We start from the raw sequence: 24358 nt of genomic DNA, 5'->3' as shown, positions 1-24358 counted from the left end.
CCAGGCTGGTGGCGCCGTGGCCGATGATGGTGTGTATGCGGCATGCCTCACCGACGAGTCCATCTCAGTACGCCAAAGCGCCGGCCAGGCTGCACACGCTGGTGTCGCCGCAGACGGTTCCGCTGCCCGTCCATACGAGCGAGCAGCTCCTGCCGCTGGAGCATCTGGCCTGGGAGAACTTCGAGCGGCTGTGCCTGAAGCGGGCGGTGGAGCGCGGGACGGTCGAGGATTCCGCCGATCATGCCGGTGGCGACAGCGCCACCGGGCGCATGAGCGCCTACGACGCCCGGGCGCAGGGAAGCCTGTACGGCACTCAGGGCCAGGATCAGCAGGGCATCGATCTGTATGTCCGTTTGCCGGACGGCTCAGCCGAAAGCGACTCTGCTCCCGAGCGCGTCTACCTGAGTCTGCAGTCACGGCGGGTGAAGTCGCTGACCGCCAGCCAGCTCAAGGAGGCCGTCACTGACTTCCTGGACGGCACGTGGGCTGGGGTCAGCCGGGTCTTCGTTTACGCCACCAGTCTGTCGGCCGTCCCTCAAAAAACCGCCGACGAGGTGGTGAAGCAACGTGAGCGGCTGGCGGAGGAGGGCATCTCCTTCGAGGTGTGGGATGCGGAGTATCTGTCGGACTGGCTGAAGCAACGCCCGCACGTCGTCCATGACTTCTTCGGCCGCGCGTGGGTGGAGGAGCTGTTCGGGCCCGAGCAGGTGGCCTCGTTGAGAAGCTGTTCGGGCCCGAGCAGGTGGCCTCGTTGGTGACCCGGCTCGATGCCGTGCAGGTTGCCGCTCTCCGTGAACAGCTGGGTTCTTTCTACGCCACTTTCTTCGCCCACACCGACTCCGGTACGATCGCCCTGCAGCACGCACAGGCTCAGCCGGACCTGCAGCAGCGGTTCGTTCTTCCCGACGTGTTCCCGGTCCGCCGGCTGGGCCGCTGGCCGGCCCAGCCGGCGACCCCCGAGGGGGTCTCCTCCGGGGTGTCTCCCACGGCCTGGTATCGCAGGGCGCAGGCGTCCGCCTTCGGCCACCGCCCGGGGGAAACGGAGATGGCGCTCACGGCGCCTGGTGCCTACGACGGGGAGCAGTCGGTGGCCGTCAGCGCCGCCTCCCCGGCGGTGACCGGTGAGGCAACCGGGATCCGCACCAGCGCAGATGTCTGGCTGGCCGGAGCACGACGCCATGTCCTGGTCGGGGAACCTGGCTCGGGCAAGAGCAGTCTGCTGCGTTTTGCCCTGCTGGATCTGTTCGCCGATTCTCCCGCTCTGCCGCGCTGGACCGAGCAGTTCGGTGACCGTCTTCCCTTGTGGGTTCCCTTCCATTTCTTCACCCGCCGGCTGGCGCACTACGACGGTGCCGAGGCATCGCTGGCAGCGACATTGCGGGCCTGGCTGGAGCAGTACGACGTCGGACATCTGTGGCCGCTGGTGGAAAGGGCGCTGGCCGATGAGCGGCTGCTGCTGGTCATCGACGGCCTGGATGAGTGGGTGAGCGAGAGCGCGGCGCGCAAAGCTCTCACCGCGCTGGAGACCTTTCTGGACCAGCGCCAGCTGCCCGCGGTGACCGCCACCCGCCCCTACGGCTTGTCGCGGCTCCAGCCGACGGGGGTGTGGCAGTACGCCTCGCTGGCCCCACTCTCGCTGCGCCAGCAGCGAGAGGTGGCTGGTCATTGGCTGGGTTCTGCCGCGAACGGCAGCACGGAGGCCGAGGCGTTCGTCAAGGAGCTGTCCGGCGTGCGTGATCTTCGCCATCTCGCCTGGATTCCGCTGTTCCTGATCCTGCTGACCGGCATGAGGCTGGCGGGAGCTCCGCTGCCGACCAGGCGGTTCGAGGTATACGGGAGCGCCATTGACCATTTGCTGAGTGAGCATCCCGCGCGGCGCGGCACAGCGGCGGGCATCACGGCGGAGCCCCACACACTGCACCCGAACGACATTCGTCAGGTCCTGGCTCACGTGGCGCTGGCCCACCAACGGCGCGGTGACGTCCAGGCGGTGTCCGAGCACAGTGTCCGCTCGGACATCATCAGCGCCTTGCGCGACCCGGGTCATCTCGCCCTGGATACGGCCGCTGCCGCCGCACAGGCAAGGGGGTTCGTCGACATCGCCGAGGGACAGCTCGGTGTCCTGGTCCGGCACGGCCCGCGCGAGATCGGCTTCCTGCACCGGGTCCTGCTGGAGCAGCTGGCCGCCGAACAGGCCGCCCAGCAGTGGTCCTTTGCAGACCTGCGCGCCCTGTTCGAGGAGCGCGCTCAGGATCCACGCTGGCACGAGGTGCTGCTGGCCGTCCTGTGGCAGCTGAAGCGCACCGAGGAGATCAGCCAGTTGGTCCAGGACCTCGCTGACCAGGCGGCCGGACCGGAACCGGCCGCGCTGGCCGTGCGGGAACTGTGGGCGCAGGCCGTCTTCGGCGGGAACCGCCTGCCTGTCCCCCAGGCCCGTCGTCACGCAGCCACGATCATGGAAGTGATCGACAACCACCCCCTCGTCGGACATCAGCAGCGGCTGCTGTCCGCGTGTGTGGCCGGGCTGGACGATCCAGCAGTGGGCGGTGATCTAGTGCCGCGGCTGTCCCGTTGGGTGCTGGCCGTCCAGCCGTTGCCGCCTCAGGTGTTCCACCGGCTGGGGCAGGTGATCGGCGACCAGGAGCTGACCGAGCCGGTCTGGCCGCTGCTGGTGGCGGCACTGAGGTCGCAGGACGTGCACAGCGCGCGGGCGGCCGCCCGCGCGCTCGCCGCCCGATATGGTGCCCGGGCAGGCCAGGAGCAGGTGGTGCAGGCGATGCTGGCGGCGATGCGCCGTGCTGTCACCGCCGATCATGCAGCGGTGATCCTGCACGGGCTGCTGCTGGGCTGGCCCCACGACGACCGCGTCACAGCTGATGCGGCAGCAGCCCGGCAGCAGCCCGTGCAGGGGCTGCGGCTGACTGCCCTGGCTGCCGTCCTGGGCGTCCTGCCCGGACAGGACGCAACCCGCCGCGGGGCGGACGGGCCGCGGCCGCCCGCCCTGACGGCCGACGAACGCGCCTGGCTGCTCAGCCGGCTGGCCATCGAGGACATCACCGGTGACATGTGGACGTCCTTGCTCGCCTCCGTCATCGCGGCCTGCCTGGGTGAGGCTCCTGAGGAGGCCGAGCAGGTACGTGACACCTGCCTGTCGATCGTGTCCGGTCGACACCCCGGCTCAGGCGCCCGGAGCGTGGCGTGGGGCGTGCTGCTGCTGGCCTGCGCCCAGGAAGCGGCCGTCATCGACTACATCACCAGCACGTTGGTGAATGATCCGCACCAAATCCGGTTCCTGGGCATTGGAGCGCTCGCTCATACCTACCCCGATGAGCCCGCCGTGGCCACCGCGGTCGAGGAACTCCTGCGACACGATCCGAAAGCCTTCCTGGACTTCGAGCTCCCCTTCCTGACCACCCTGGACCGGGGCCGGTGCTGCGCTCCGTGCTGCTGAAGGAGCTGCAGCACAGCAGTGTCCCGCACTGGGCGGCCGATGCGCTGGCCGAACACTGGGATCACGACGCCGAGGCGCAGCAGGCCCGGCGCACCGTGCTGAACGGGGAGGCAGGCCGGGCTTCGCTGGTGGCCAATGCGGCGGTTCGTGTCCTGGGTGCCCAGCCGGCGCAGGAGCGGCTCCTTGCCCTTCTCAGCACACCGCCACCGGCAGACACCCGCTTCCGCAAGGAGATCGTCGTCCAGGCGCTGCTGGAAAGCTGCCAGCAGCAGTCACTCACCTCGGGGCCGGTAGCCGAGCAGATCGCCCAGACGTGCCTGGACGCACTGCACACACCCGCAAACGAGTACGAGCTCGCCGCCGAAGCCTCAGTCGTTGCTGCTCTACCGGCAACGACCGCTGCCCGCACCCGCGCCCGCGCCCGCAGCATGCTGCAAAGGCCGCAGAGTCCCCTGGCCGCGCTCCTGGCCGGCTACGGCAACGACCCTGACGCTCTCCAGCAGGTCCTGGGCCGCCTGTACGCCGCCCACCCGCCCCTGCCCACCGCCGCCCGCCTGCACCTGTGCACCCTGCTGCGGGACCACCCCGGCGACAGCGCCCTCATCCGCCGGCTGACCGCCCTTTGGCCGGACGAGCCGAACGACCTGGTCCGCTCCGCCGCCTCCGCAGCCTTCCACACTCATCTGCTGCGTGACCGCGACCGCGGTGCCCTTCCCGATTCTGATTGGCAGCAAGCACGCGGCGTGATCCGCGGGGCGGCCGCAGGCCTCGGCCACGACAACTGGGCACGGCGGCGTGCCGCATGGCTCGGCGCCCTGCTGACTGACCAGCTCAGCCTGCTGGACGACCTCGCCGATCATGACGGGCGCCCCGCCCGGCTGCCCCTGGGTGAGGTCCTCGCCATCGACCTCGACCTGCTCGTGCTCGGTGAGATCGCCGACCACTGGCCCGCCCTGCGCACCCACTTCGGCGACGCCCTCCTCAAGCGCCTCAGCGGCAGCATGCTCTCCAACGAATCGGACACGGCCTGGGAGTACCTCGCGCTGGTCGCCGACCGCCACCCACAGCTCGCGCAGGACCTGGCCGCAGCCGTCGCCGGACACCCCAGCCTCCTCACCCACGACTCCGTGCTGGCCTGGTACTCCCACGTCCACCGCGGGGAGCCGCAACTGCTGGACGTTCTGATCGCCAATCTCCATGAGGGCGGCCATCGACGACGGGCTGTCGCCCCCATGCTCCTGGCCGACCCCCTCGGCCTCGGCCTCGACGCCGCGACGGTGCGCCGCGCGCTGCACAGCGAACTGGACAGCCGCCTCAGCAGCTACTACCCACCGCCGTCGTCCGGCGCGTTCCTCGCCCTGATCGCCGGGTTTCCCGACGATGCAGCCGTCACCGGCACCTGGGAGGCACTCCAGCGTAAGCGTGCCCTGCACGGGCAGATCGAGGTGGATGTGTCGGTCTACTACCCGCTGGCATGCGCGGCCATCGAGGCCACCGGCTTCGTAGACCAGGTGGCCCACGACAGCGCATGGATCTCCAGCCACTTCACCAAATCCGTCGACCCGCCGTTCGCCCAAGCGGTCATCCGCCGCTTGGAGCGTGACCCCGAAGCGCGCGTTCGGGTCGAAGCAGCCATCACCAGCACGGACACCTCAGACGCCTGGGCCGCCCAACTCTCCTCCCTATACAGCGCGGCCACGGCCCTGACCCCAGACATCGCGGACGACCTGCACACGCGGCTGCACCGACAGCAAGACCTTCCTCTGCCCGACGCCGTGCACGACTTCGTCACCGCCACGGATGTCTCGGTCCCCGCTCTCCTGCTGCGCATCCTGCAGTCAGGAACAGGGCGATGACACGCCATCCGCCCATCCGGCGCCGCCCAGACGACCGCCGATGCGGACATGAATGCGGCGGCTGACGCCCCTCGGGCCGGGACCGCGGTTGCGAGCGTGCCGCCGCCCGTCGCGCCAGCCGGAGAGGTGACGTGCCGGCATCACGACAACGGGCTCTGCCAAGGGGGATGATGACGCCTTCACATCACGCAGCGGTGCGTACGTTCCGCAGCAGTGCGGCAGTCATCGCCAGGAGCGTCTCGGCCTCGGCCCGGTTGTATGCGAAGTCCCTGGTGACCGCGTCATTGTGCAGAGCGCCGCACGTCTGGCTGTACAGAGCGTCCTGGATCCGCCACCACCGCTCGGTCTGGCTGCACTGGCTGGGAACCTTCCTGCCGGGGTTGTCCCAGCCCGCGTTCTCCCGGACCCACTCCAGTGCCCGCCTGATCTGCAGGATGGCCGCCGGGATCTCGCCCATGGTCAGCAGACGCTGCGCCTCTCGCAGGGTCCGGCCGACCTCGTCCCTCTCCGGGTCGCCGAGCGGATACGGTACGGCCATCTCGAACGCCGCGGACGGCCCCAGCTGCGCGAGCTGCTGTTCCCACCGGCTCTTGGCGATGGTGATGTGCGCCGTGTCCTGGGCGCTCCCCGGGTAGCCGGGCGCCTGCGGCAGCGTCGCGTTGAGGTCGACCTCGAACCGTACGTCGCCGGTGCGGCCTTCCTCGATCGCATGGACCTGCAGCGACGTCAGCGGGAAGGACAGGTTCACGCGGTGGACGGTGATCTTCGGGGTGTACGCCAGGTTCGCCGTCGTCCGGGCGAGCCGCTGGCGCTGCCCTGTCGTGTCGAAGCCGAACAGGTCCGTCTCCAGGGCGAGGATCTTCCCGGCCTCAATGAAGGGCGACACTCCGACGGCTAGTTGGACGCTCAGCTCGTGGGCTCCCAGCGCGCGCTTCAGCCACGTCTGATCGCTGCTGACCGTTGCGGTGAACCGGATGTCGTCGTCGAAGCGAAGTTCCTGCATAACTCCCCCAGAGGGACGTGTCGATCACCCGATTCTGCCGGGCGGGACGCCCCTCCACCGCCGCTTTTCCAACCGGCCGTAAGTTGCGGCCACGGGCGAAGGGCCCATCCGCGATTCACGGACGGGCCGGTTGGTCCTGAGGGGTCCACAGAATCGTGCGGCGCACGAGGATGAGCTCACCCGCCACGACCGGGTCCGTGCTCAGCGCTCTTCAGGTACTGCACCGCTGACCGGGATGGGGCCTCACGGCCCCGGTCGGCGAGCCATGATCGCAAACGCCCCGGCAGTGCGATCCGCTGCCGCCTCTCAGGACGGTCGCCCACGAAGCAGCAAACCGCCCCTGCACTCCATCAGCTCCCTGACCTGCGCTAACGCCGCCAAATCCATAAGGGTTCCCGAGGTATCCGCGATATTCCAGCTCGACCACGTATCAGCAGCTCACAGACTCATATACCTCTGACCAGAGGTTGACTATTCGCAGTTCAAGCTGGTCAGATCCGCGTGCCAACTCCTCATGAAAATCCAGATCTGTACCGACTTCTCAGCTCAACTCGCTTTGATGCGCCGCACAGAGCCGAGAACTCACAGTGCCCCTGGCGGGTGGCCCCGGCGTTGCACTACGGGCTGCCCGGCAGGTGTGGTGACGTCAGTTCCGCTTCGCTGCACAGACATCCAGGTTGTTGACTGCCGCTCGTGTCGTCAGCTTCGGGGTGTGTACCAGGGTACGAGGCGCAGCAGGAGGTCGAGGGTGTGGCGGGCGGCTGTGCGGGTGGCGGTGGTGGGGGCGAAGGCTGCGGCGAGGGCGAGGGTGGCGGTGGTCGCGCCGAGTGCGGCCGTGAGGATGAGCAGGATGCTCATCAGGTGGCCGGGGTGGCGGAGAGCGCCGGCGATGAGGAGGGCGAGGAACGCGGTGGCGAGGCCGGCGGCGGTCCTGGTTCGGATGCGGTTTCGGTGTTCTGGGGTCATGGTCGGGCCTTCTGCCTTCTGGAGTTGGCGGATGTCTGGGTGGTGCCGAGTCCAGTGAGCCAGAGCGGCGGGTCCGCAGAAAATTGCACCTCTCGGGGTTGTAATGGGGGGCATGGCACGAGGGGCGCCGGGTCCGGCTGATCTGCAGGTGGTCCGTGAACTGGCTGCGCGTGGAGTGGTGGTGACGGTCAGCCAGTTGGAGAGCTGGCGGCGGGCGGGGCTGCTGCCGCGGCATCGGCGGCGAGGGCTCGGGCGGGGCCGGGGGTCGGTGGTGGACGCGGTCGATCCGGTGGTGGTGGAGAACGCGGCGGTACTGGCGCGGCATCTTCGCCAGGGGCGGGATCGTCGGCTGGCGGTGCTGGAGTGGTTTGCCGAGGCCGGCGAGGCTGCGCAGCCGGGAGCGGTGCGGGTGCCGGAGCCGCCGCTGGCGGCGGTGCGGGAGGCTGTGGTCTGGGTGCTGCGGGGCACGGTGTCTCATCGGCTGCTGGAGCTCGCCCGTGGTGCGGCGGGAGCGGGTGAAGAGGCCGCCGATGCGCTGTATGAGGTCGCCGGCCGGCTGCTGGCGACACGGCCGTACCGCGGGTCTGCGGACCCCGCCCTGGTGCGCGCGGCCCTTGAGGCCGATGAAGACGTGGATGTGCCGGATGGGCCGGACTTCGCGGAGGTGGTGCACCTGGTGGCGGCGATCGGTCTGGGGGCGCAGGAGGTGGGCGGGGATGCGCTGGCCGAGGCGTTCGGCGCCTTCGCCCTGTTCGGGCTGACGGCCGAGGACTGGGCACAGATGCTGGGCGCGGCTGAGCGCGGGGAGAGTCCGCCGGTGGACTGGGGGCTGCTCCAGCAGCGCGCGGACGTGCTGGGGCCGGTTCAGCGCGCCAGCGATGAGCAGTTACTGCGGGCCCGGACGGTGCTGCTCGGGCTGCGGATGTTCTACGGGCTGTACGCGATGCACGCCCTGTTCATGCCGGACACTCCGGCACTGGCCGCGCTGCGGGCGAAGATCGACGAGTGGGGCATGTTCCCCATCCTGGACCACGTCATCGCCCTGAGCCCCTCCCCCAGGCACTTCGCCCAGGGCCTGGCCATCGGCCTCGATCCGCTCTTCGACGCGCTGTACGAGACGCTCATGGAACAGCTCACGGCCGACCCGGCCCTCTTCCAGATCCCCGGCGACGAGACCGGCGCGGCCGGCTTCATGGAAACGTGGACCCGCACTCTGCGCGAACAGACGGCAAAGGCCCGGAAGCGTGCGGATGCGAGCTGTGAGGAGCCCTTGTAGGGCTGGCCGGGGTGGTGTCCAGTCCGGCCCGGCATCGGTGCGGGTCTACGTCATTGACACGGTCTGGCGGCGCTTGGCCCGTTCGACCTGGCGCAGCAGCAGGTCGGCGAACTGGATGATCTCTGCTGCCTCGATCGGATCGTCGAAGTCGACGGTGCGGTGGCTGGCGGGATTCTTGTAGGCGCCCATGGCGCCGGCGAACAGGTTGGCGGTGGCCGCCTGTTCGCCGCCCTCAGCCTCCGCATCGGCGAGCGCGCCGCCGGCCTTGCCGTTCTCGTGCGGCCAGAACGCTTCCCGCATCAGCTTCACTCCGACCAGAGAGTTGTCGAGTCCAGCGGCGTCGCGGACGGCGACCTCGACCGCCTTCATCGCGGCGAAGCACGCCGTCTCGTAGTCACCTAGGTCGAAGTTGGTGCGCACCGTGCCCTCCAGGTCCGGGTGGAGTGGGCCGGACAGCCGTTCGCGGGCCTCGAACCGCGTGATGCCCTGCGGGTCCTTGGCCAGGTCCCTGCCGTCGCGGGAGATCCGGCGGAAGGTCTCGGACTGGCTGGGCTCGCGGGCCAGGAGCGCCTGAGCTTCCAGCCAGCACCAGGCGTCGGACAGCCGGTTCACGAGCGCGGCCGCATCCGGCTCTTCCTGAAATGCCTGCCGCACCGAGTTCATGGTGCTCGCGTACTGCAGATATCCGGTGCCGGTGGCGAGGTGCTGCAGGAGAAGGAGCGCGACATCTCGCGTGGGCAGCTGCCGGATCTGTTCTGCCGGAACCGGCGGTATGTACTGGAAGTTCATGGGCCATAACGCTACGGCGCTGCACTGACACTCTGCGGCCGTGCAGGCAGAGCAGGGGCGGGCAGCTTGTCCAGCCGCACGGCTTCGCCGGGAGCGGCAGCGCCAGCTTCTGCGTGGCATAGGCTCACGGCCGCCTCGGCCGGGCCGTGTTTCGCACGTGCCAGTCACTCGTCGTGGCCCTGCCCCTCGGTACGTCCGTTCATACGCTCCGGCCGGATACGCGTCTGACGGCGCAGCTGCTGGTGGCGGCGGCGGTCACGCCACCAGGCCAGCCGGTGCGCGGACTCCTGCGGCAGGAGCGCCTGCAGGACGGCGACGGTGATCAGGCCGAGGGCGAGACAGCCAAAAAGGCCTGCGGTCAGCCACCACGGTGCGCCGACCATCGCCGACGTGACGCCGCCCAGGCCGGCCGCGATCGACGAGACCAGCGGTGCGGTATTCATGCGGAGTTCCCCCTCCGACGGGCGCACTGTGCGGTGCGCGGGCTTTCGCCGGGCGTCTTTTCGGCCGGGCACGTACCTAGTTGAGCGGAGGGAGAGGAGGTCGGGGTATCGGTGGGTGTCACATACGGCGGCCGTACCGGTCGAACGCCTGCTCCCAGGCCTCCCGCATCGACCCCTCGAGCGCCAGAGAACGGCTGCGATAGGCCTGGACGGCCAGGGCCTCAAGGAGGTCCGTGCGCGAGCTGGTGATCAGTTCCTCGGCCACCGACGGTCCGGGCCACCGCCATGACGCCCGGCGCACGCGGAACTTCGAGGCGATGTACCTGCTGTGGCGGGCGGCCATGCGCCGGAACACCTGGACGTTGCCGCGTACCTCCCGCAGCTGCCGGAGATCGAGTTCATCGAGGCCGTCGTCGCGGAGCTCTTCGATGATCTCGTCCATGCACCGGAGGGTGTCGGCGCGGGCCTCGGCCATGACCGCGTGCTGCTGCTCGGAGGTCAGAAAGCCGAAGCGGTACGCCAGATCGGCGGGCAGGTCTAAGGCGATGCGGATCGAGGAGTCCGCCTCGTATGCGTGGCGCCAGTCGATGAGTACGGCCTCGATGAACCCGGAGATCTCCTCGGGGCGCAGCTTCTCGGCCCGTCCCGCGGCCGCCAGCGGCTCGATGCCGGGCACCGGCGTGCAGCCGGGCCCGGCGGAGGTCATCGGCCACAGGGCCTGACGGTTCTTGTAGGGGAAGGCCAGGACCCGGCCGTCGGCCACCCACTGCGCGTACGGCTCCGCCAGGCGCCCCGCCCCTGCGGGGACGTGAGCATGCCAGCCGGCCGGAGCGTGCACCAGCCAGCCCGGCGGGCTCACCACGTGCGTCGCGGAGTCGCCGTGGACCGGTGAGGTCAGCCAGTCCTCGAAGTCCTGCACACCGACCCTACGGTAGGCGCGCCATACGGCCGTGCCTCCGCGTCCCGTCCAATCGTAGGCAAAGCCGTGCAGCAGCATCGGAGGCCGCGCAGCGGCCTGGAGAGCGTCCTGGTACCGCTCCTCCCAGGCCGCGCCCTGCTCGTACAGCATCTGCTCGCCCGCCTTGGGATCCGGGCCGGCAAGCAGTCGGCGGGCCAGGACGGCGGCTGTCTCGAAACGGGCCGGTGAGTGCCAGCCCACCTCCTCTTCCAGGGCCTCGGCCGCCAGGAGCAGCTGACGCGCCTCCGCATCCGTCCCACCGTCCCGGTCTGCCGGGGTCTGCCAGGCCAGGCCCGAGCGGATGTCCTCGGCAGCGATCAGCAGCTCGCGCTCGGGGCCGGTGCTGGTCTGGGCGGTGGTCAGCCGCCACAGTCCCTTCGCGGCCCGGTGCCGCAGCAGAGGCAGCAGCCCGTCCAGGGCATCGTCGGTGAACCGCTCGACGACGGCGATGGCGGTCATCACCGCGTCCGTGAGAGCCCGGGCCTGATAGTCGCGGTGGCTGCGCCGGTACTGGCCGGGCAGGCTCAGGGAGACGGCACGGGCCCGCTCCAGCAGGTCCCGCTCCGCGCGCAGCCGGACCGGTCGGCCGGGATGCGGCGCGCGCCGGTGCAAGGGCGGCGGGGGATGGCGCAGCACCGTGGCGATATGCGTCAGCCTGTCGTCGGGGTCCCGGCCTTCCTGGAACTCCACATGCTCGGCGAGCAGTTGGCGCAGCGTCTCGTCCCGCGACGTCCCTCTCCGGGCTCCGATCGCGGCCAGAGCCTCCAGTGCACACCACGGCAGACGGACGTTGGTCTCCGTACGGTCAGACACCAGGCCAGCATCGGTCATTCCTCACTCACCCGTTGTGTGAACAGGACATCCCCGCCTCCAGCTGGGCCCCTCTTGGTGAGGCGGCATTCGCGCACAGGGCCGACAAGCTCTCGTGCCCCTTGGTCCGGCCGTTGCTGTCCGAACGGCCGGGTCTGCTCGGCTACATCAAGGGGCTGCGGTTCATCCGGATCGAGGCGTTCGACACCGCCGCTGCGGTCACCTCCACCGGGCTGCTGCGCTTGGGACACTCCTGGGCTGCCGTCCACCCCATCCACGCCGCCCGCCCTTCGGCCGTCCACCCCAGCGGGCGCTGCCTGCTCACCCCCACACCCACGGCATCCGGCACCGGCGTCCAAGCCGTCCACTCCGACCAGTAGCCGCCAGCCACCCCGCCAGCAGACCGGCACGATCCTCGCGTCGGCCCGTGCTTGGTGGGCCGCGGCCTGACAGCCGCGAAGGCATGGTGCTGCTCTCGCCGGGAGCAGCACTGCTCACGCAGGGCGACCGCGTCGTCCGGACGGCCGTCCTGGTCGAGGTACGTGGCCACAAGCTCGTGGATGCATCGGCTTACTTGCGTGAGTAGGCAGAGGGGGTGGTGCGGTTGCCGGCGACGATGCCGACGACGACCGCACGGTCTGTTGTGGCCCCGCGGGGCCGGTGGGTGGTGGTCCAGGCGACCTCATCGACGCGCAGGTTGCCTTGCGTGTCGTCTTTCGGGGTGAGGTCCAGGACGAGGAGTTGTCCGAACGGGGCGCTGGTGTTGCTGTATTCGGCGGCTTGGGTGAGGTAGCGGCCCTCGAGGTACTGAGGATCGTTGTCGGTGGCGTCCTGTTTGATCTCGGTGAGGTAGCGCAGGGAGCCGAAGTGCGCCATGACGTCGGCCCGGCCCATGCCCACGTCGACGGGTTCAACGAGGACGACGTTGTGCAGGGGTCCTTTCTGGAGCCACTGCTGGAAGTCGCGTTGCAGGTCGGCTTCGACGGGTTTGCGGTCTCCCTCGGGTTTGCGCCGGTAGTCGAAGGGGGCCGGCTCGCCCTTCTTGGCGGAGCCGACCAGGTTGGTGCGGGTCAGGTCCGAGCGGCTCTTGAGGAAGAGGAGAGTCTGCTCGACCAGCACGGAGAAGGTCTGACGGACTTCCCCGGTGAACAAGGGGTGGGCGGACAGCTCGGTCACGAGCCGGTCGAGTGTGGGCACGATGAGCGGGTCGGTGGCTTTGAGCCGGGCGACGTCACTGTCGTGGGCGAGGCCCTCCAGTACCAGGAGCTGCTGGTCATCGACTGCGTCGGCGATGCTCAGGGCTTGGTCCTGAAGCTGGAGGAGCAGGGTGGGGGCGAGGCGTTGCAGGCGGCCAAGGGCTGCTCCGCCGGGGTCGTCGTCATCGCTGCCGTCGTCGGTGGCGTTGGAGGAGGCGGCAGGGCTCGTCTCGCGCTGGGCTGCGGTTTCGATCGCGGTGAGCAGGGCGCTGGCGGTGGCGGTATCGAAGCCGCGGGCGGCGTGCTGGTCTGTTTCCTGGGCGGCGCGGCGTAGTTGTGCCAGGAAGGCCTGCTGGCGCAGGAAGCTATCTTCGATTGCGGGCTGGACCAGCAGGGCCAGGCCCTGGCCGGTGTCGTCTCCTAGGGGGCAGACGGTGCGGGCGGCGCTGTAGGCGGCGAGGACGGTGTTCAGGGCTTGCCAGGCGTCCATCCAGGCGTCGTCTTGGAGGGCGGTGGCGGCGGCGCGTAGCTGGAGGACGAGGTGGTGCCAGGCGATTTCTGCTGAGCGCCGCGGCTGGAGCCATTCGGGCTGGTGGGCGCGGTGGAGCCAGGCCTGGCGCTGGGTCAGGGTGTCGGTGATCTGGTCGGCGGCACGGTTGATGGCTGCGGCGTCTGCCCGGCCGAAGGCGAGGATGGCGTCGCAGACTGCTGCGTAGGTGAGGGCGTCGTGGCGGGCCTCCTCTGCCTGGGCGGCGGTCTCGAACTGCCGGCGGGCCTGGACGAGGTGGGTGGTGACGGTGCCGATGTCCGGGGAGGACAGGGCGCGGCGCAGCAGGTCACAGCCGAGTTCGAACATCGCGTCCACGTCGGTGGCTTCGTCGTGGGTGAGCTGCTGCAGCAGGGTGCGTACCGTGTCGGCGATGGTGTCTTCGTCGGCCCAGCGGTCGAGGGTGAGGCCGAGGAGGCGGGGCAGGCGTTCGAGGAAGTCTTCGGGGCCGTCGGTCGGCACGTCCTCGAGCGTCTGCCACAGCTTGAAGGGGGTGACCGCTTCGGCGACGGCGAGGCGTACGGCGCCTTCGAGGCGCGCGGCGGCCAGGAGCGGTGCGGCCTCGATGCGGTCGGGCAGTCCGTCCAGCAGGGCTGTGGTCAGGGGCTTGCCCAGTGCCTTGGCGGCCGCGGGGCTGTGGAGCAGGGCGTCCATGGATGCGGTGAGGTGCAGGACGCTGTGCTGTGCGGCGAGTCCGGTGGGGAAGGCGGTGGCTGCGGGCTGCCATTGAGTGTCGCTGCGGTTGTATGCGTCGGCGACGGCTTCGGCGAGGTAGGGGGCGAAGGGGCCTGCGGCCACGTCGCCGGCCTGGCTGGCGACGGCGTCGGGGTCAAGGCCGAGGGCAGGGAAGGTGATGGGCTGGCCGTCTGCGGCCAGTTCGGTCAGCCGGTCGGCGAGTTGCGGCACGGCTGCCGTCCTTTCCTGCGTGCTCTCAGGTGCGGTATCACCATAGGGAAGCGCCGGGCTCGGCCTGCCGGATGCTGTCGGCGGGCAGGGCTGCGCGGGCCAGGTCGAAGTCCGCGGTGGTGATGACTACCTGCAGGTCGCTCTCGGCAGCGACGGTGGCCAGTTCCTTGAAGAGCTTATGGGCGTCGGCGGACTGCATCTCCTCGGACTTGGGGCTGTCGATCAGCAGCAGGCCGGGGTGGGTGGATACGCCGTTTGCCCGACCGACCCGGAGCAGGGCGATGGCCACGGCGATGCGCAGCCGCAGGCGTGCGCCGGCGGTCTGGTCGCTGAACCATTCCTGCTTGCTGCCGAGGGGGAAGATCTTCAGGCGGGCACCGCGGTCGATCGACACCGACTTCAGGGAGGGAACACCGAACAGGGTCGCCAGCTCGGCGGTCTCTTCGTTGACCTTTTTGAACAGCGCCTCGGCGGCCGTCTTGCTGTCCCTTTCCAGCAGAGCAGCGGCAGCTCCCAGGACCTTGATGGCCTTGGCCTCGGTTTCGTCCAGGGCCGGCTCCTCGGGCTCGCGGAAGACGCTGAGCGCGCCTTCCAGCCGCAGCACGTTCTCCTGGGCTGCGAGGCGGGCGGGCAGGTCGGCGGCGGACTGGGCGCGCCGCAGCTGCTCCTGCGCGCCTTCCAGCCGGCGTGTCAGGCCGTCGACGGTGGTCTCGGCCTGCTCCAGGGCCTGCTTGGCTGCCGCTTCGGCGGCTGTGCTCGTTTCCAGCCGCTGCTGTGCCTCGGCGGCGATTTCCTGGGGGTCTTCGTCGTCTCCGGTCACCTCGCGCGCGCACACCGCGCAGGTGTGGGCGTGCCGCTCCTGCTGGCGGCGCGCGTCGTCGATCTGCTGGTCGCAGCGGGGGCAGCTGGTCGGGTTCAGGCCGTGGAAGAGCAGGCGGGCGGTGGCGCTTTCGGTGACGTCGTTGAGGAGCTTGGCGGCCTGCTGGCGTTCGGTGCGCGCCTGGCGGAAGACGCGCACGGCCTCGTCCCAGGCGTCTTGCGCGTCGGCGAGTGCCCGGGCCGTCTGGACCGCGTCGTGGGCGAGGTCGGTCAGGGAGGCGTCCTCGCCGTCCCCGGGCAGCAGGCGTGCAAGCGCTTCGCTGGCCTGGGCGAGCTCGGTTTCCAGGCGTTCGCGTTCGGATGCGCGTTCCGCTGCCTCGGCGGCTGCCACCGCGCGGCGTGCCTTGTCCTCGGCGAGGCGCACGTCGTGCACGGTCTTGACGCGGGTGAGGGCGGCGGCCGCGGGCAGGTCCAGGAAGACCTGCAGCAGACGGCCGGGCAGTCCGTTGGAGGTGACCTCGCCCAGCAGTGCCTTGTCGCCGCCGGCCGGGAGGTAGACCGCACCGAAGTAGGCGGGCCACCCGTGGGTCTGGGTGCTGGTCTCCTTGAAGGAGTTGACCAGGGGCTGCAGATCCATCCGCCCCAGCATCAGGCCGGCGATCTGCTCCGCGTAGCTGTCAGTGCTCGAGGCTCGCAGCAGGACGGTGATGCCCCGGTCCGGGGCGGGGCCGCGTACGCCGGCCAGTGCGGCCGGGTCGGGGCCGGTCAGGACGACCGCCGCAGTGATCTCCCCGTCGGTGAGGTCCAGGCGGAACGCCATGGGTTCACCCGCGACGGTCGCGTCCAGGTCGACGTGGTGCAGCCAGCTGCGGACACGGCGTTGCATCTCGCTGCGCGGCGTGCCGCGCAGGCACCACGTCAGCAGTTCCAGCACCGACGTCTTTCCCCGGAAGTTCGAGGCGACCAGCGCTGTCAGACCTGAAGAGAAAGACAGGGTCTTGTCGAACGGGCCCGGCTCGACGTCGCCGGTGCGCTCACCGGCCACCCGCAGCCGGTGCACCCGCAGTGACCTCGGTCGTGCCGGGGAGATGACCAGCGGCAGCCCGTATGCGGCGAACACGTCACGGACGTCATCGACCTTCACGCCCGCCTTGTCCGCGATGCGCGCCTCCAGCAGTGCCTCTTCCTGCACCGTGCTCATGCTTCCCCCGCTCCCTGTACCTGCAGCTGCTGCCGGAAGTCCGCCAGCCGGCGGCGCGCCTGCACACTGATCGACCCGATCCGGCGCCCCCGCGGCGTGTCGGCGTACTCGCGCGTCAGGTACTGCTGCTTCTTCAGCTCGCTGCCGCTCTTCTCCCCCGCGAGCCGCAGGACCTCCTCGACGCGCTGCACGTAATAGCCGAAATCCGGTTCCTGACGGATGATCTCCCGGGCAACGTAGCGGCCGTGCTCCAGCAGGAAGTAGTCATGCTGGCGTACCCGGTTGACCGTTCCCCGCCGCTTGCGGACCAGCAGCCCGGCACTGCGCAGCACCGCCAGGGCGTCGTCCAGCCACTCATAGGCACCGAAGTGGTGGCGCAGCATCGGATAGCGCCGCACCTCGGGCTCCTCGGAGTCCAGAATGCGGCCGGCGAGGTCCAGCAGTGCTTCCTCGGGCTCGGTCTCGTAGGCCGTCAGCAGCTCGTTGGCCAGGTAGTCGGGGTTACGCAGCCAGAAGTCCAGCTTCTGCAGCTTGACCTGCGTCCGCATCACACCCACCGCCCGCTCCAGGCCGGACACAGCCTTCTCCGCCTCCGTGAGCGGCTCGCACGCCCCGTCGATCAGCAGCAGCAGGCGCACCGCGTCCTGCTCCCGGCTGGTCACCGGACTCCCCTGCCCCGCCCCCTCGTGATCCATCACGTCAGGGTAACCACCCGCACACGGGCCTGACCATGGAGTGACGAGATGAATAGGAGGACCCGCGGCGCAGCGGGATGGGGACAGCGAGCACTGCGGCGGCGAGTACCACCGGGCGCTGCAACAGCGGGCCCCCGGCCCCGGGTCGCCGGCGCGCCCCCTCCGGCGGCCCGGGCGGGAGGCCGGTGCGGGCGCGGCATTCTCCACGGACGCCGGGGCGCCGGGGCGCCGGCGTCCAGGCCGTGGCCCCGGGCGCTGGCGGATCGTGAGGCAGGTCCCGGCTGGTGGAGTGCGGCCGCCAACGGCCTGCTGCCGTGTGACGCACGCGTACGGTCCGTGGGAGGGTAGGAAACCCCGGGTCACCGGGAAGGAGCGAGGGGCCCCGCCTGGCTGACGAGGCCCTCGCCGCCCTGGTCGCCACCGGCCCCTATTAGCGGTAGGGGCCGGTGGTCAATGCCAGGGCAGGTGCTTGTTGATGATCAGGTCGCAGTAGTACACGGCGACCGGGATCTTGACCGCTATCTCGAAGCACCACCGGGCCCGCTTCCACCATGGTGACGACGGCTCCGGCTTCTTGCGATGACGTCCCATCAGGATGTCCTCCTCCCCCGAGCCGCCTGCCCCGTGAGCGGGGAGACTCCTGGCCCGGATCCGCGGTCAGAAGTCCTGCTTGGAAGGTCGAGGACGGGGACGCCGGGCATCACCCTGACACACCACACGAACAGCCGCAAACTCGTCACAGAGAGTAACAATATGTCGCCTGAGCTGCAGTTACGCATTCATGGATGGTGAACGAAGTCGCGTTTCAGGGTTCGCCAAACTGTGCCATACCGGGCACGTCGGGGCCGTGGCCTGCGAGATTTCCGGTCAGGAGTCACGGCCAGTAGCCGTCTCTTGGCACGAGAAGCCCCTCGGCCGGCCGGCACCTAACGAACTCCGTTTCTGCGCAGCCGACTTGCCGCTTGACCTGCGCCGATACACCACCGCTCAAGCCGTGTTGCGCAGAGTCGGCCGGAGGGAGCAGCACCGAACGCCAAGGCGCAAACCGCGGGTTCTGCAGACGATCGACGTTCACGCTCCGTCACCGAACTTCACCCTGCCGGCGATGGGCGTCGTCATGGACCGGAGGCGTGCCCAGGTGCCGAGTCCCACCTGATGCCTGAGGTGACGTGTGGCCGGTGTCGTACGGAGTACGTGCCGCGCGGACCGGGTGAAGTGAGGGCCTGTCGTCGTGGTGGACGGCGGCTCAGGCCTTGCCCAGGCAGCCGGTCCTGCGGGCCTGGAGCATCTCGCGGTGCGGGGCAGGGCGGAGCCGTGGACTGGCGGCGCAGCAGCGGTGTGAGCTGGCGGTGTTTGCGGTCGGCTTCACCGAGGACCCTGGCGGGGACCTCGCCGCGCTCGGTGACGAGACGGTCGTATGCCGGGGGTCTCCTGGAGCACGGTGAGGCGTTTCCCTCGGTGGGCGGACGGCTCACCGCCTTCAGTCGAGGCCGAACTGATTGGTCAGGTCGGTGAACAGTTCCTGCGCGCTGTCATGGAGGGCTTCGTCGGTGTCAGTGGGGAGCAGGCTCGCGGTGACGGGCTGGATCGTGTGCGGGTACCGGGCGCCGTCGGGCACGGAGGTGAAGCCGGGGTGGTCCACGGTGACGGGGATCAGCGGCACGGCCTTGTGGAGGCCGGTGGTGACTGTGGCGTGGAACAGCAGGCTGCTGTCGAGGCGGAGGTGGCGGGCGAGCTGTGAGGTGAGGATGCACAGGTCGCGGCAGCAGGCCTCGAGGGTGTCCTGGTGCACGAAGAGCCCGGCGGGTAGGTGGTCGTCGACACGGAAGTGGTCTCGTGAGGTTCTGAAGGTGAGGTTGGCGGCCAGCACGACGGTCCCGTCGTCGTGGAGTTCGGCGTAGGTCTCGCGTCCGGCGCGCAGTCCCAGGGTGCTGAGCACCCAGCGGCGCAGGCCGGGGCGCGGGTTGCTGACAATGGCGAGGCTGGCCAGGGCTCCGGAGTTCAGGAGGCTGTCGGGTTGCTGGGCTGCGCGGTCGTGGGCCTGGGCGGTCACGAAGCGGGCGCTGTCGCGGGTCATGCGGGTGGCGGAGCGGGGCAGCGGGCGTTCGGGCCGGGCAACGGCGATGAACCAGACGGAGGCCTCCCGCTGCTGCAGGGTCACTGTCTGCCGGGTGTGGTAGACGAGCTGGCGGAGGGTGTCGTCGGTCTGCGCGGCGCGGGTGAAGCGGTCGCGGTAGGCGCGCTCGAGCTGGTGCTCGGCCATCCACGCGGTGTGGTCGCGGTCGCGGTAGGGAGCGACGGCGGCCTGCTGGTCCTTGTCGCGGGCGGCGGTGCCGTAGACCAGGTGTGGGGCCATGGGGCTGGCCGGGATGTCGGCTACCAGCACGCTGCGGGTGCCGTCGGGAGACGTGAGCGTCGTGAAGGTGAGGCCGGACAGGTAGGGGTGGATGTGGTTGCGGATCCACTGGGCGTACTGCTCAGGATTCACCTCGGCCGGGTCGATGCCGGTCAGTTCGCACGTGGTGTCCTGGACCCCGAAGATGATCAGGCCGCCGCGGGTGTTGGCCATCGCGGCGACGTCCTTGGCCAGTTCGTTCCACCGTCCCTCGCGCGGGGGCTGGGGAAGGTGTTCCTTCCAGTCCAGGTCGTCGGACTCCACCAGGCGGCCGGCAGCAGCCTTGGCGACCATGCCGAAGTCCAGCGGGCCGGGCGGCACACCGAGGTGCTCGTGCAGTCGTGTCCAGGAACGGGCCATGCACGGCACCCTACGGCGAGGCGCGGACAACCGGCGGGGCCTGCCTTTTTCTCGGCGGACGGCTACGGGACGGGCGAGGGCGGCTTCGTCGCCGGGGTCGCCCATGCTCCGGACAGCCGTATGAGCATGATGCCGCTGCCGAGGGCCGCCGAGATACTGGGCTCGCCGCCGGTGCCGTCCCCTACGCTGCCGGCTGGTCGGCCGAGCAGCACAGGCCCGCCGTCCCGTTCGGTGGCCGCCGTACCGGCTACGGCGTCAAACCCGACCACGCTGTCGTGCTCGCCGTCTCCCGCTTCGCCGCCCGGCACACCGCCGACCACACCCGCGACGATTCACTCGCTGGACGTCCCCGCGCGGACCGTTCCGGACCCCCGCGGCCCTCCTACGGGGCCAGTTCGTACGTCACGGTCTGGTCCGGGCAGCCGGCCGCCACCTCGCGCAGCGCCGCCACCTCGGCTTGGTCGGCGGTCAGGGTCCAGCGGAGCTTGGTGCCCACCCACTCGGCGACGTACCGGCAGTGCACCTCGGCCGCCGGGGGCAGCCACTGGGCCGGGTCCTGGTCGGACTTGGACCGGTTCGAGCGGGCGGTGACGGCGACGAGGCTCGTGGCCGCGCCGAGGTCGTTGGCGTATGCCTCCCGGCGCTGCGCGGACCACGCCGAAGCGCCGCTGTCCCATGCCTCGGCGAGCGGGCCCATGTGGTCGATGTCCAGGCCGGAGGCCGAGGTCACCCACGCCTGGTCGTAGTACGACCACCAGCGGCCGCCCGTCAGGCGGCACGTCGGGCCCACCGTCGGCGGCTCCACCGCCTCCGCGATCAACACCTCCGCGCGGGTGTTGCACCCGTCGGACGGGTTCGCGCCGGCGTTCCAGTGCTTGAAGGCGTCCCTGTCGTAGCCGTCGCGGGACTCGACCGCCATCGGCAGACGCGCGACGGCCTCGGACAGCGGAACAGTCTCCGCCGCGTGAGCGGGAGTCGAGACGGTCAAGGGCAGGAGGGCGAGAGCAGCGGCAGCCAGGCCGCGCAGCACAGATTTGAGCATGCACCGTTCATAACGGTCCCTCAGGGGGTGCTATCAGCTGTTCGGCGGGTGTGCCGCCCGTGTGGGTGCAATCGTCGTACCGGGACCGGCTACCGACGGCCCCCCCCTACACGCCGTCCCCGCCGCCCAGGCATGAAGCCCCCGTCCGGTCACCGGGCGTGATCTACGCGCCCGTATGCTGCGCCGTTCCGGCACACCGCTCGCTGCCGTCGACGCGGATGGTCTCGCGGGCTGTAGGGGCGCGGCCTTCGCGGTGGAGGAAGAGTTCCAGGAGCTGGACGGTCTGTTCGAAGGTGCGGCGTGCGCAGCGGGCCGGGTGCACCCAGCCGCCGGGGGAACCGGCGGGATACGGCGGGGAGTTGTGGGTGGTGGAACCATCCGCACCACCGAGCAGGGGAGCAGCAGTGAGTACGCCTTTCGAGGGCCAGGGCCCCTCCTACACCAAAGTCCAGCTCAGCGGCCCGCCCGAGGCGGTCGGCCGGCTGATGGCCGCGCTGGGTGGCGCCGGTCAGATCATCTTCGACAGCAGGACGAAGCCAGATGCGCGGGGGGAGGTCTCCTGCACGGCCCGGGTGGCCACCCTTCCCGTGCCGAGGCCGGTGACGGCTGGCGGGCGGGCCGAGGTCGTCATGCAGTGCGCGCTCACCGTCGACACCGGTTCCTGGCCCGGTGTCGAGGGCGGCGAGGGCGCCGGGCGGCTGGAGGAGGACTCCCGTTCGGCGCTGGCCGCACTGCCCGGCCTGCTGGCAGCGCACAGCCGTGTCATCGCCGTCACCGGTGCCTCGGATGCGGTCGGCTAGCCGTGCCCGGGGGTGAGGCCGGCCTGCCCGAGGAGGGTCTGTCGCTGTGGCTGACCGACTGGAAGGTCCCCACCGGTATCCCCTGGGAGGGGCGCCGGGTGGTGGCGCTGGTGGGCCAGGCCGTCGCCGGGCACCTTGATGTCCACGTCCATCCTGACGGGCAGGCGGTGGAGGTGTGGATGCTTGATGTCCAGCCCGGCTTCCGACGGCGCGGCGTGGCCAGCCTGCTCATGGACACCCTCTGCGCGGTGTACCCGACGGCGTGGATCAACCATGGCGCCCGCACCCGGGAAGGGACGTGGTGGTGGAACGGCTACCGTGATCCCGCCCCGCAGCGCAACGTCCACAACAGACCGCCCGCCGAGTGGGCCGTCTACTTCGACGCCGTCGCGGTGGCCTCCGACAAGGCGCAGAACGCCCACCTGAACGCCTTCTACGGGCTGGACGGCCACCGGCAGGAGGTCTACCGCTACGGCGAGCGGCTGGAGCAGGAGGCCGACGACTACGCCCGTCACTACCAGCCGGTGCGCGAGGCGGGACTGGACCCGGCAGGGCGGCAGCTGCACGGCGCGGCACGGCTCTTCCTGCCGCCCGCTCTGCACGCCTATGTCCACGACCGCACGCAGGACCCCTCAGGCCGGGCCGCGGCCCTTGTGGAGCACGTCGGGCACGGCAACCTGCCGCGCACCTACTGGAACAGCACCCGGCACGCGGCCTTCGAGGACGCCTACCACGAGGAACTCTTCCAGGACGCGGTGCCCGCGCAGCCCGCCACCCACCTGGTGTTCACCGTGCGCCTGCCTCCGGCCGACCCCCTGCCCGCCTTCCACGCCCTGCCGGGCAGTGTGGACTTCACCGCCGGCGCCGACATCGCAGTAGAGCTGGCCGCACTGGCCTGGCGCTCGGCCGGGCAGCCGGCGGTGACGCATACCGCTGCCTTCACGCCGCCGGTCAGCGCCGCCGTCGCACCGCGCTGGCCGCAGGACGCCAGCGCGGCCTACCGGGCCCGCTACGACGAAGCCGGATTCCGGCTGTCGCCCGAGGCCGGGCAGCCGGCCGCCGAACCGGCGTACGCCGACCGGGCCGAAGACATCAGCGCCATGGCCGACCGGCTCATGGCGGCCCTGGCCGAGCGTTCCCGCTCCGCGCCGCCACTCGACGCATCGCCCCCGCCCCCGTCCCGGCAGCCGCAGCAGACCTCGCCCCCGCCCACGCCGGGGCAGGGCCAGAGCATGCGGTAGCGCGAACACCGCCCGCCACAGCGTCCCGGGGTTCGCGCTGAACGTCACTGGCCGTCGACGAGGCGGTGCGGAACACGGCCCCGGGCGGAGGCGGCCGGACAGGAGCGGCGTGCCCTGTGTCCGGCCGGTTGCTGCCGCCGCCGGGCACCGCCAGCAGCTGGCCGGACCGGCTCATCGGCGCACGAGCGGCCCGAGCCGCGCGTCCGCATCCGGGGTATCGCCGTACCGGCACGAGGGGATGCTGTCCTTGTCGGGCCACGCGGGAGGGGGCTGATGGGGTACACCGCTGTGCATGCGCGCTGGGGGCGGCTGGATGCGTCGCTGGACGATCTCGGTTGTGGCCGGTCCTGGGCGGACGTCCACCGCGTGAAAGGGCTGGAGCTGGCGTGTCCGGAGTGCCGGGGAAGGGTGTTCGCGCGCATCTCCCCGCGCCGTGCCAGGCACTTCTACCACCAGGTGCGGCCGCGTGACTGCGCGCTGGCGAACGAGTCGCCGGAGCATCATCTGCTGAAGCTGGAGCTGGCCACCGCCGCCCGGGCGGCGGGCTTCAAAGCGGAGCTCGAGGTCGGTAACGAGGCCCGGACCTGGCGTGCTGACGTGCTGGTCTTCGACCGGCGGGACCGGCCGTTCATGGCGCTGGAGGCGCAGTTGTCGTCGATGACGCCGCAGGACGCGCGGATGCGGACGGACCGCTACGCGGCGGACGGAGTGGCGGTGTGCTGGATCTCGATGGAGAAGCGGCCGTGGGAGCGCGGCGTGCCCTCCCTGCGGTTAGCGCCCCCCAGGAACCGCGGGGACGCATGGACGGTGCGTTATGGCATGGCGCGCTACACCTGGGCAACGCCACACACGCTGAAGACGAAAGCGGCCTGGACCCACATCAGCTGCTCCCTGGACGAGGCGATCCGGTGGATTCTCCAGGGACGGGTCCATGCCCATACCGGCCCGGACGGCACGGTGTGGTGGACCGCCCGCTCCTACGTCCAGCTCGCCGTCGTCCGGGCCCGGCTGGAGGCCGATGCCGAAGCCGTCATGCAGGAGGCCGCGGCCGAGCAACGCCGACAGGCCGCCGAGCAACGGGCCGCTGCTGCTGAACAGCGCAGGCTGGCCGCCGAGGACCGACGGTTGGCTGCCGAGCAGGAGGCGCAAGAACAGCGGGCGGAGCAGGAGCGGCTGGCGGCCTTCTTCGAGCACGCGGGCATCAAGGCTGCGCTGTGGCCCGCGTTCATGCAGCTGGTCCGCTCCGCCTCCGGCAAGGCCGTCACGTGCGGCGACCAGAGCCCCGCCCACGGCAACGGACTGCTCCTCTACAGCCGGCAGCATGAGGCAAGCGCGTTCCAACTGGCCGGTGTGGTGTGCCCTGACCCCTCAGCGCTCGCCCGGTGGCCTGCGGACCTGACCATCCTGGTCCCCGGCCGGGCCTGGCTCTGGCGTATCGAAGAGGCCGCTCAGAGCCCGCTGAAAGTCGCCGTCCTGAACCCGGCCACCAAGCACTGCGCCTACGAACGAGTCGGTCCCCGGGCCATGACGCTGACGCGAAACCCATCAGGTTCGGGCGGGTGAGCTCCTATCGACCCCAGAGGCGGGGTGCCGGGGGCCCGGTG

General features: G+C 70.5%; 19 protein-coding genes. 8 read left to right on the top strand and 11 right to left on the bottom strand.

Annotated features, from left to right (window positions below; translation table 11 throughout):
• The first annotated feature begins 101 nt into the window (after positions 1–101).
• The 3 genes from ACPXCS_RS32055 to ACPXCS_RS32045 are packed head-to-tail and all read left to right on the top strand — an operon-like array spanning position 102 to position 5307.
• Complete coding sequence (locus ACPXCS_RS32055) at positions 102–758, top strand: hypothetical protein (RefSeq protein ID WP_425971077.1); 657 nt, start codon at positions 102–104, stop codon at positions 756–758.
• Positions 755–3451: an NACHT domain-containing protein gene (locus ACPXCS_RS32050; protein WP_425950889.1), complete on the top strand. Its 2697-nt coding sequence runs from the start codon at positions 755–757 to the stop codon at positions 3449–3451. Before ACPXCS_RS32055 ends, ACPXCS_RS32050 begins: the two co-directional genes overlap by 4 nt.
• Positions 3442–5307: a hypothetical protein gene (locus ACPXCS_RS32045; protein WP_425950890.1), complete on the top strand. Its 1866-nt coding sequence runs from the start codon at positions 3442–3444 to the stop codon at positions 5305–5307. Before ACPXCS_RS32050 ends, ACPXCS_RS32045 begins: the two co-directional genes overlap by 10 nt.
• 184 nt (positions 5308–5491) lie before the next feature.
• On the opposite strand, the gene ACPXCS_RS32040 is transcribed toward ACPXCS_RS32045, so the two are convergent.
• Together ACPXCS_RS32040 and ACPXCS_RS32035 are read right to left on the bottom strand one after the other, a co-directional pair.
• A complete protein-coding gene (locus ACPXCS_RS32040; RefSeq protein ID WP_425950891.1) occupies positions 5492–6310 on the bottom strand; it encodes a hypothetical protein in 819 nt (272 codons plus the stop codon).
• Between the two features lie 699 nt (positions 6311–7009).
• Positions 7010–7276, bottom strand: coding sequence for a hypothetical protein (locus tag ACPXCS_RS32035; RefSeq protein ID WP_425950892.1), 267 nt, complete (start codon positions 7274–7276; stop codon positions 7010–7012).
• Positions 7277–7388: 112 nt separating this feature from the next.
• Here ACPXCS_RS32035 and ACPXCS_RS32030 point away from each other — a divergent pair, with 112 nt between their 5' ends.
• Positions 7389–8552 carry a hypothetical protein gene (locus ACPXCS_RS32030; RefSeq protein WP_425950893.1) on the top strand — a complete coding sequence of 388 codons (1164 nt, stop codon included), beginning with the start codon at positions 7389–7391 and terminating at the stop codon, positions 8550–8552.
• Positions 8553–8597: 45 nt separating this feature from the next.
• On the opposite strand, the gene ACPXCS_RS32025 is transcribed toward ACPXCS_RS32030, so the two are convergent.
• The 3 genes from ACPXCS_RS32025 to ACPXCS_RS32015 all read right to left on the bottom strand — a co-directional run bounded on the left by ACPXCS_RS32025 (position 8598) and on the right by ACPXCS_RS32015 (position 11555).
• Positions 8598–9341, bottom strand: a complete 744-nt coding sequence (locus ACPXCS_RS32025) for a TIGR02391 family protein (RefSeq protein ID WP_425950894.1) — start codon at positions 9339–9341, stop codon at positions 8598–8600.
• 164 nt (positions 9342–9505) lie between these two features.
• Complete coding sequence (locus tag ACPXCS_RS32020) at positions 9506–9784, bottom strand: hypothetical protein (RefSeq protein WP_425950895.1); 279 nt, start codon at positions 9782–9784, stop codon at positions 9506–9508.
• A 118-nt stretch (positions 9785–9902) separates the two neighbouring features.
• Positions 9903–11555: a hypothetical protein gene (locus tag ACPXCS_RS32015; protein ID WP_425950896.1), complete on the bottom strand. Its 1653-nt coding sequence runs from the start codon at positions 11553–11555 to the stop codon at positions 9903–9905.
• Positions 11556–11686: 131 nt separating this feature from the next.
• Between ACPXCS_RS32015 and ACPXCS_RS32010 the strand changes: the two genes are divergently transcribed.
• Positions 11687–11932, top strand: coding sequence for a hypothetical protein (locus ACPXCS_RS32010; RefSeq protein ID WP_425950897.1), 246 nt, complete (start codon positions 11687–11689; stop codon positions 11930–11932).
• Positions 11933–12122: 190 nt separating this feature from the next.
• Here ACPXCS_RS32010 and ACPXCS_RS32005 read toward each other — a convergent pair whose 3' ends face one another.
• The 6 genes from ACPXCS_RS32005 to ACPXCS_RS31980 all read right to left on the bottom strand — a co-directional run bounded on the left by ACPXCS_RS32005 (position 12123) and on the right by ACPXCS_RS31980 (position 20713).
• Positions 12123–14201: a hypothetical protein gene (locus ACPXCS_RS32005; protein ID WP_425950898.1), complete on the bottom strand. Its 2079-nt coding sequence runs from the start codon at positions 14199–14201 to the stop codon at positions 12123–12125.
• 37 nt (positions 14202–14238) lie between these two features.
• On the bottom strand, positions 14239–16221 hold the full coding sequence (locus tag ACPXCS_RS32000; RefSeq protein WP_425950899.1) for a hypothetical protein: 1983 nt from the start codon (positions 16219–16221) through the stop codon (positions 14239–14241).
• The gene (locus ACPXCS_RS31995) at positions 16218–16916 is read right to left on the bottom strand and encodes a hypothetical protein (RefSeq protein ID WP_425950900.1); all 699 of its coding nucleotides are present in this window, start codon (positions 16914–16916) and stop codon (positions 16218–16220) included. The genes ACPXCS_RS32000 and ACPXCS_RS31995 overlap by 4 nt, the downstream gene beginning before the upstream one ends.
• A 450-nt stretch (positions 16917–17366) precedes the next feature.
• Positions 17367–17507, bottom strand: coding sequence for a hypothetical protein (locus ACPXCS_RS31990; RefSeq protein ID WP_345586547.1), 141 nt, complete (start codon positions 17505–17507; stop codon positions 17367–17369).
• Between the two features lie 889 nt (positions 17508–18396).
• Positions 18397–19671 carry a helix-turn-helix domain-containing protein gene (locus ACPXCS_RS31985; protein ID WP_425950901.1) on the bottom strand — a complete coding sequence of 425 codons (1275 nt, stop codon included), beginning with the start codon at positions 19669–19671 and terminating at the stop codon, positions 18397–18399.
• A 382-nt stretch (positions 19672–20053) separates the two neighbouring features.
• Positions 20054–20713 carry an HNH endonuclease family protein gene (locus ACPXCS_RS31980; protein ID WP_425950902.1) on the bottom strand — a complete coding sequence of 220 codons (660 nt, stop codon included), beginning with the start codon at positions 20711–20713 and terminating at the stop codon, positions 20054–20056.
• A gap of 404 nt (positions 20714–21117) precedes the next feature.
• Here ACPXCS_RS31980 and ACPXCS_RS31975 point away from each other — a divergent pair, with 404 nt between their 5' ends.
• The 3 genes from ACPXCS_RS31975 to ACPXCS_RS31965 all read left to right on the top strand — a co-directional run bounded on the left by ACPXCS_RS31975 (position 21118) and on the right by ACPXCS_RS31965 (position 24317).
• The gene (locus ACPXCS_RS31975; protein ID WP_425950903.1) at positions 21118–21513 is read left to right on the top strand and encodes a hypothetical protein; all 396 of its coding nucleotides are present in this window, start codon (positions 21118–21120) and stop codon (positions 21511–21513) included.
• A gap of 2 nt (positions 21514–21515) precedes the next feature.
• Positions 21516–22754: a GNAT family N-acetyltransferase gene (locus ACPXCS_RS31970; RefSeq protein ID WP_425950904.1), complete on the top strand. Its 1239-nt coding sequence runs from the start codon at positions 21516–21518 to the stop codon at positions 22752–22754.
• Between the two features lie 273 nt (positions 22755–23027).
• Complete coding sequence (locus tag ACPXCS_RS31965; RefSeq protein WP_425950905.1) at positions 23028–24317, top strand: competence protein CoiA; 1290 nt, start codon at positions 23028–23030, stop codon at positions 24315–24317.
• The last annotated feature ends 41 nt before the right edge of the window (positions 24318–24358 follow it).

This window comes from Streptomyces sp. DT190, from assembly GCF_049846985.1.
Lineage (GTDB): Bacteria > Actinomycetota > Actinomycetes > Streptomycetales > Streptomycetaceae > Streptomyces.
The sequence above is the reverse complement of the archived record's forward strand: the minus strand, read 5'-3'. Positions and strand labels throughout refer to the sequence as shown.

Coding starts and splice junctions, on each gene's coding strand:
- ACPXCS_RS31985 (WP_425950901.1), bottom strand. CDS start 19,671: ATGGCCCGTTCCTGGACACGACTGCACGAGCACCTCGGTGTGCCGCCC.
- ACPXCS_RS32035 (WP_425950892.1), bottom strand. CDS start 7,276: ATGACCCCAGAACACCGAAACCGCATCCGAACCAGGACCGCCGCCGGC.
- ACPXCS_RS32025 (WP_425950894.1), bottom strand. CDS start 9,341: ATGAACTTCCAGTACATACCGCCGGTTCCGGCAGAACAGATCCGGCAG.
- ACPXCS_RS31980 (WP_425950902.1), bottom strand. CDS start 20,713: ATGCTCAAATCTGTGCTGCGCGGCCTGGCTGCCGCTGCTCTCGCCCTC.
- ACPXCS_RS32000 (WP_425950899.1), bottom strand. CDS start 16,221: ATGAGCACGGTGCAGGAAGAGGCACTGCTGGAGGCGCGCATCGCGGAC.
- ACPXCS_RS31990 (WP_345586547.1), bottom strand. CDS start 17,507: ATGGGACGTCATCGCAAGAAGCCGGAGCCGTCGTCACCATGGTGGAAG.
- ACPXCS_RS31995 (WP_425950900.1), bottom strand. CDS start 16,916: ATGGATCACGAGGGGGCGGGGCAGGGGAGTCCGGTGACCAGCCGGGAG.
- ACPXCS_RS32020 (WP_425950895.1), bottom strand. CDS start 9,784: ATGAATACCGCACCGCTGGTCTCGTCGATCGCGGCCGGCCTGGGCGGC.
- ACPXCS_RS31965 (WP_425950905.1), top strand. CDS start 23,028: ATGGGGTACACCGCTGTGCATGCGCGCTGGGGGCGGCTGGATGCGTCG.
- ACPXCS_RS32040 (WP_425950891.1), bottom strand. CDS start 6,310: ATGCAGGAACTTCGCTTCGACGACGACATCCGGTTCACCGCAACGGTC.
- ACPXCS_RS32030 (WP_425950893.1), top strand. CDS start 7,389: ATGGCACGAGGGGCGCCGGGTCCGGCTGATCTGCAGGTGGTCCGTGAA.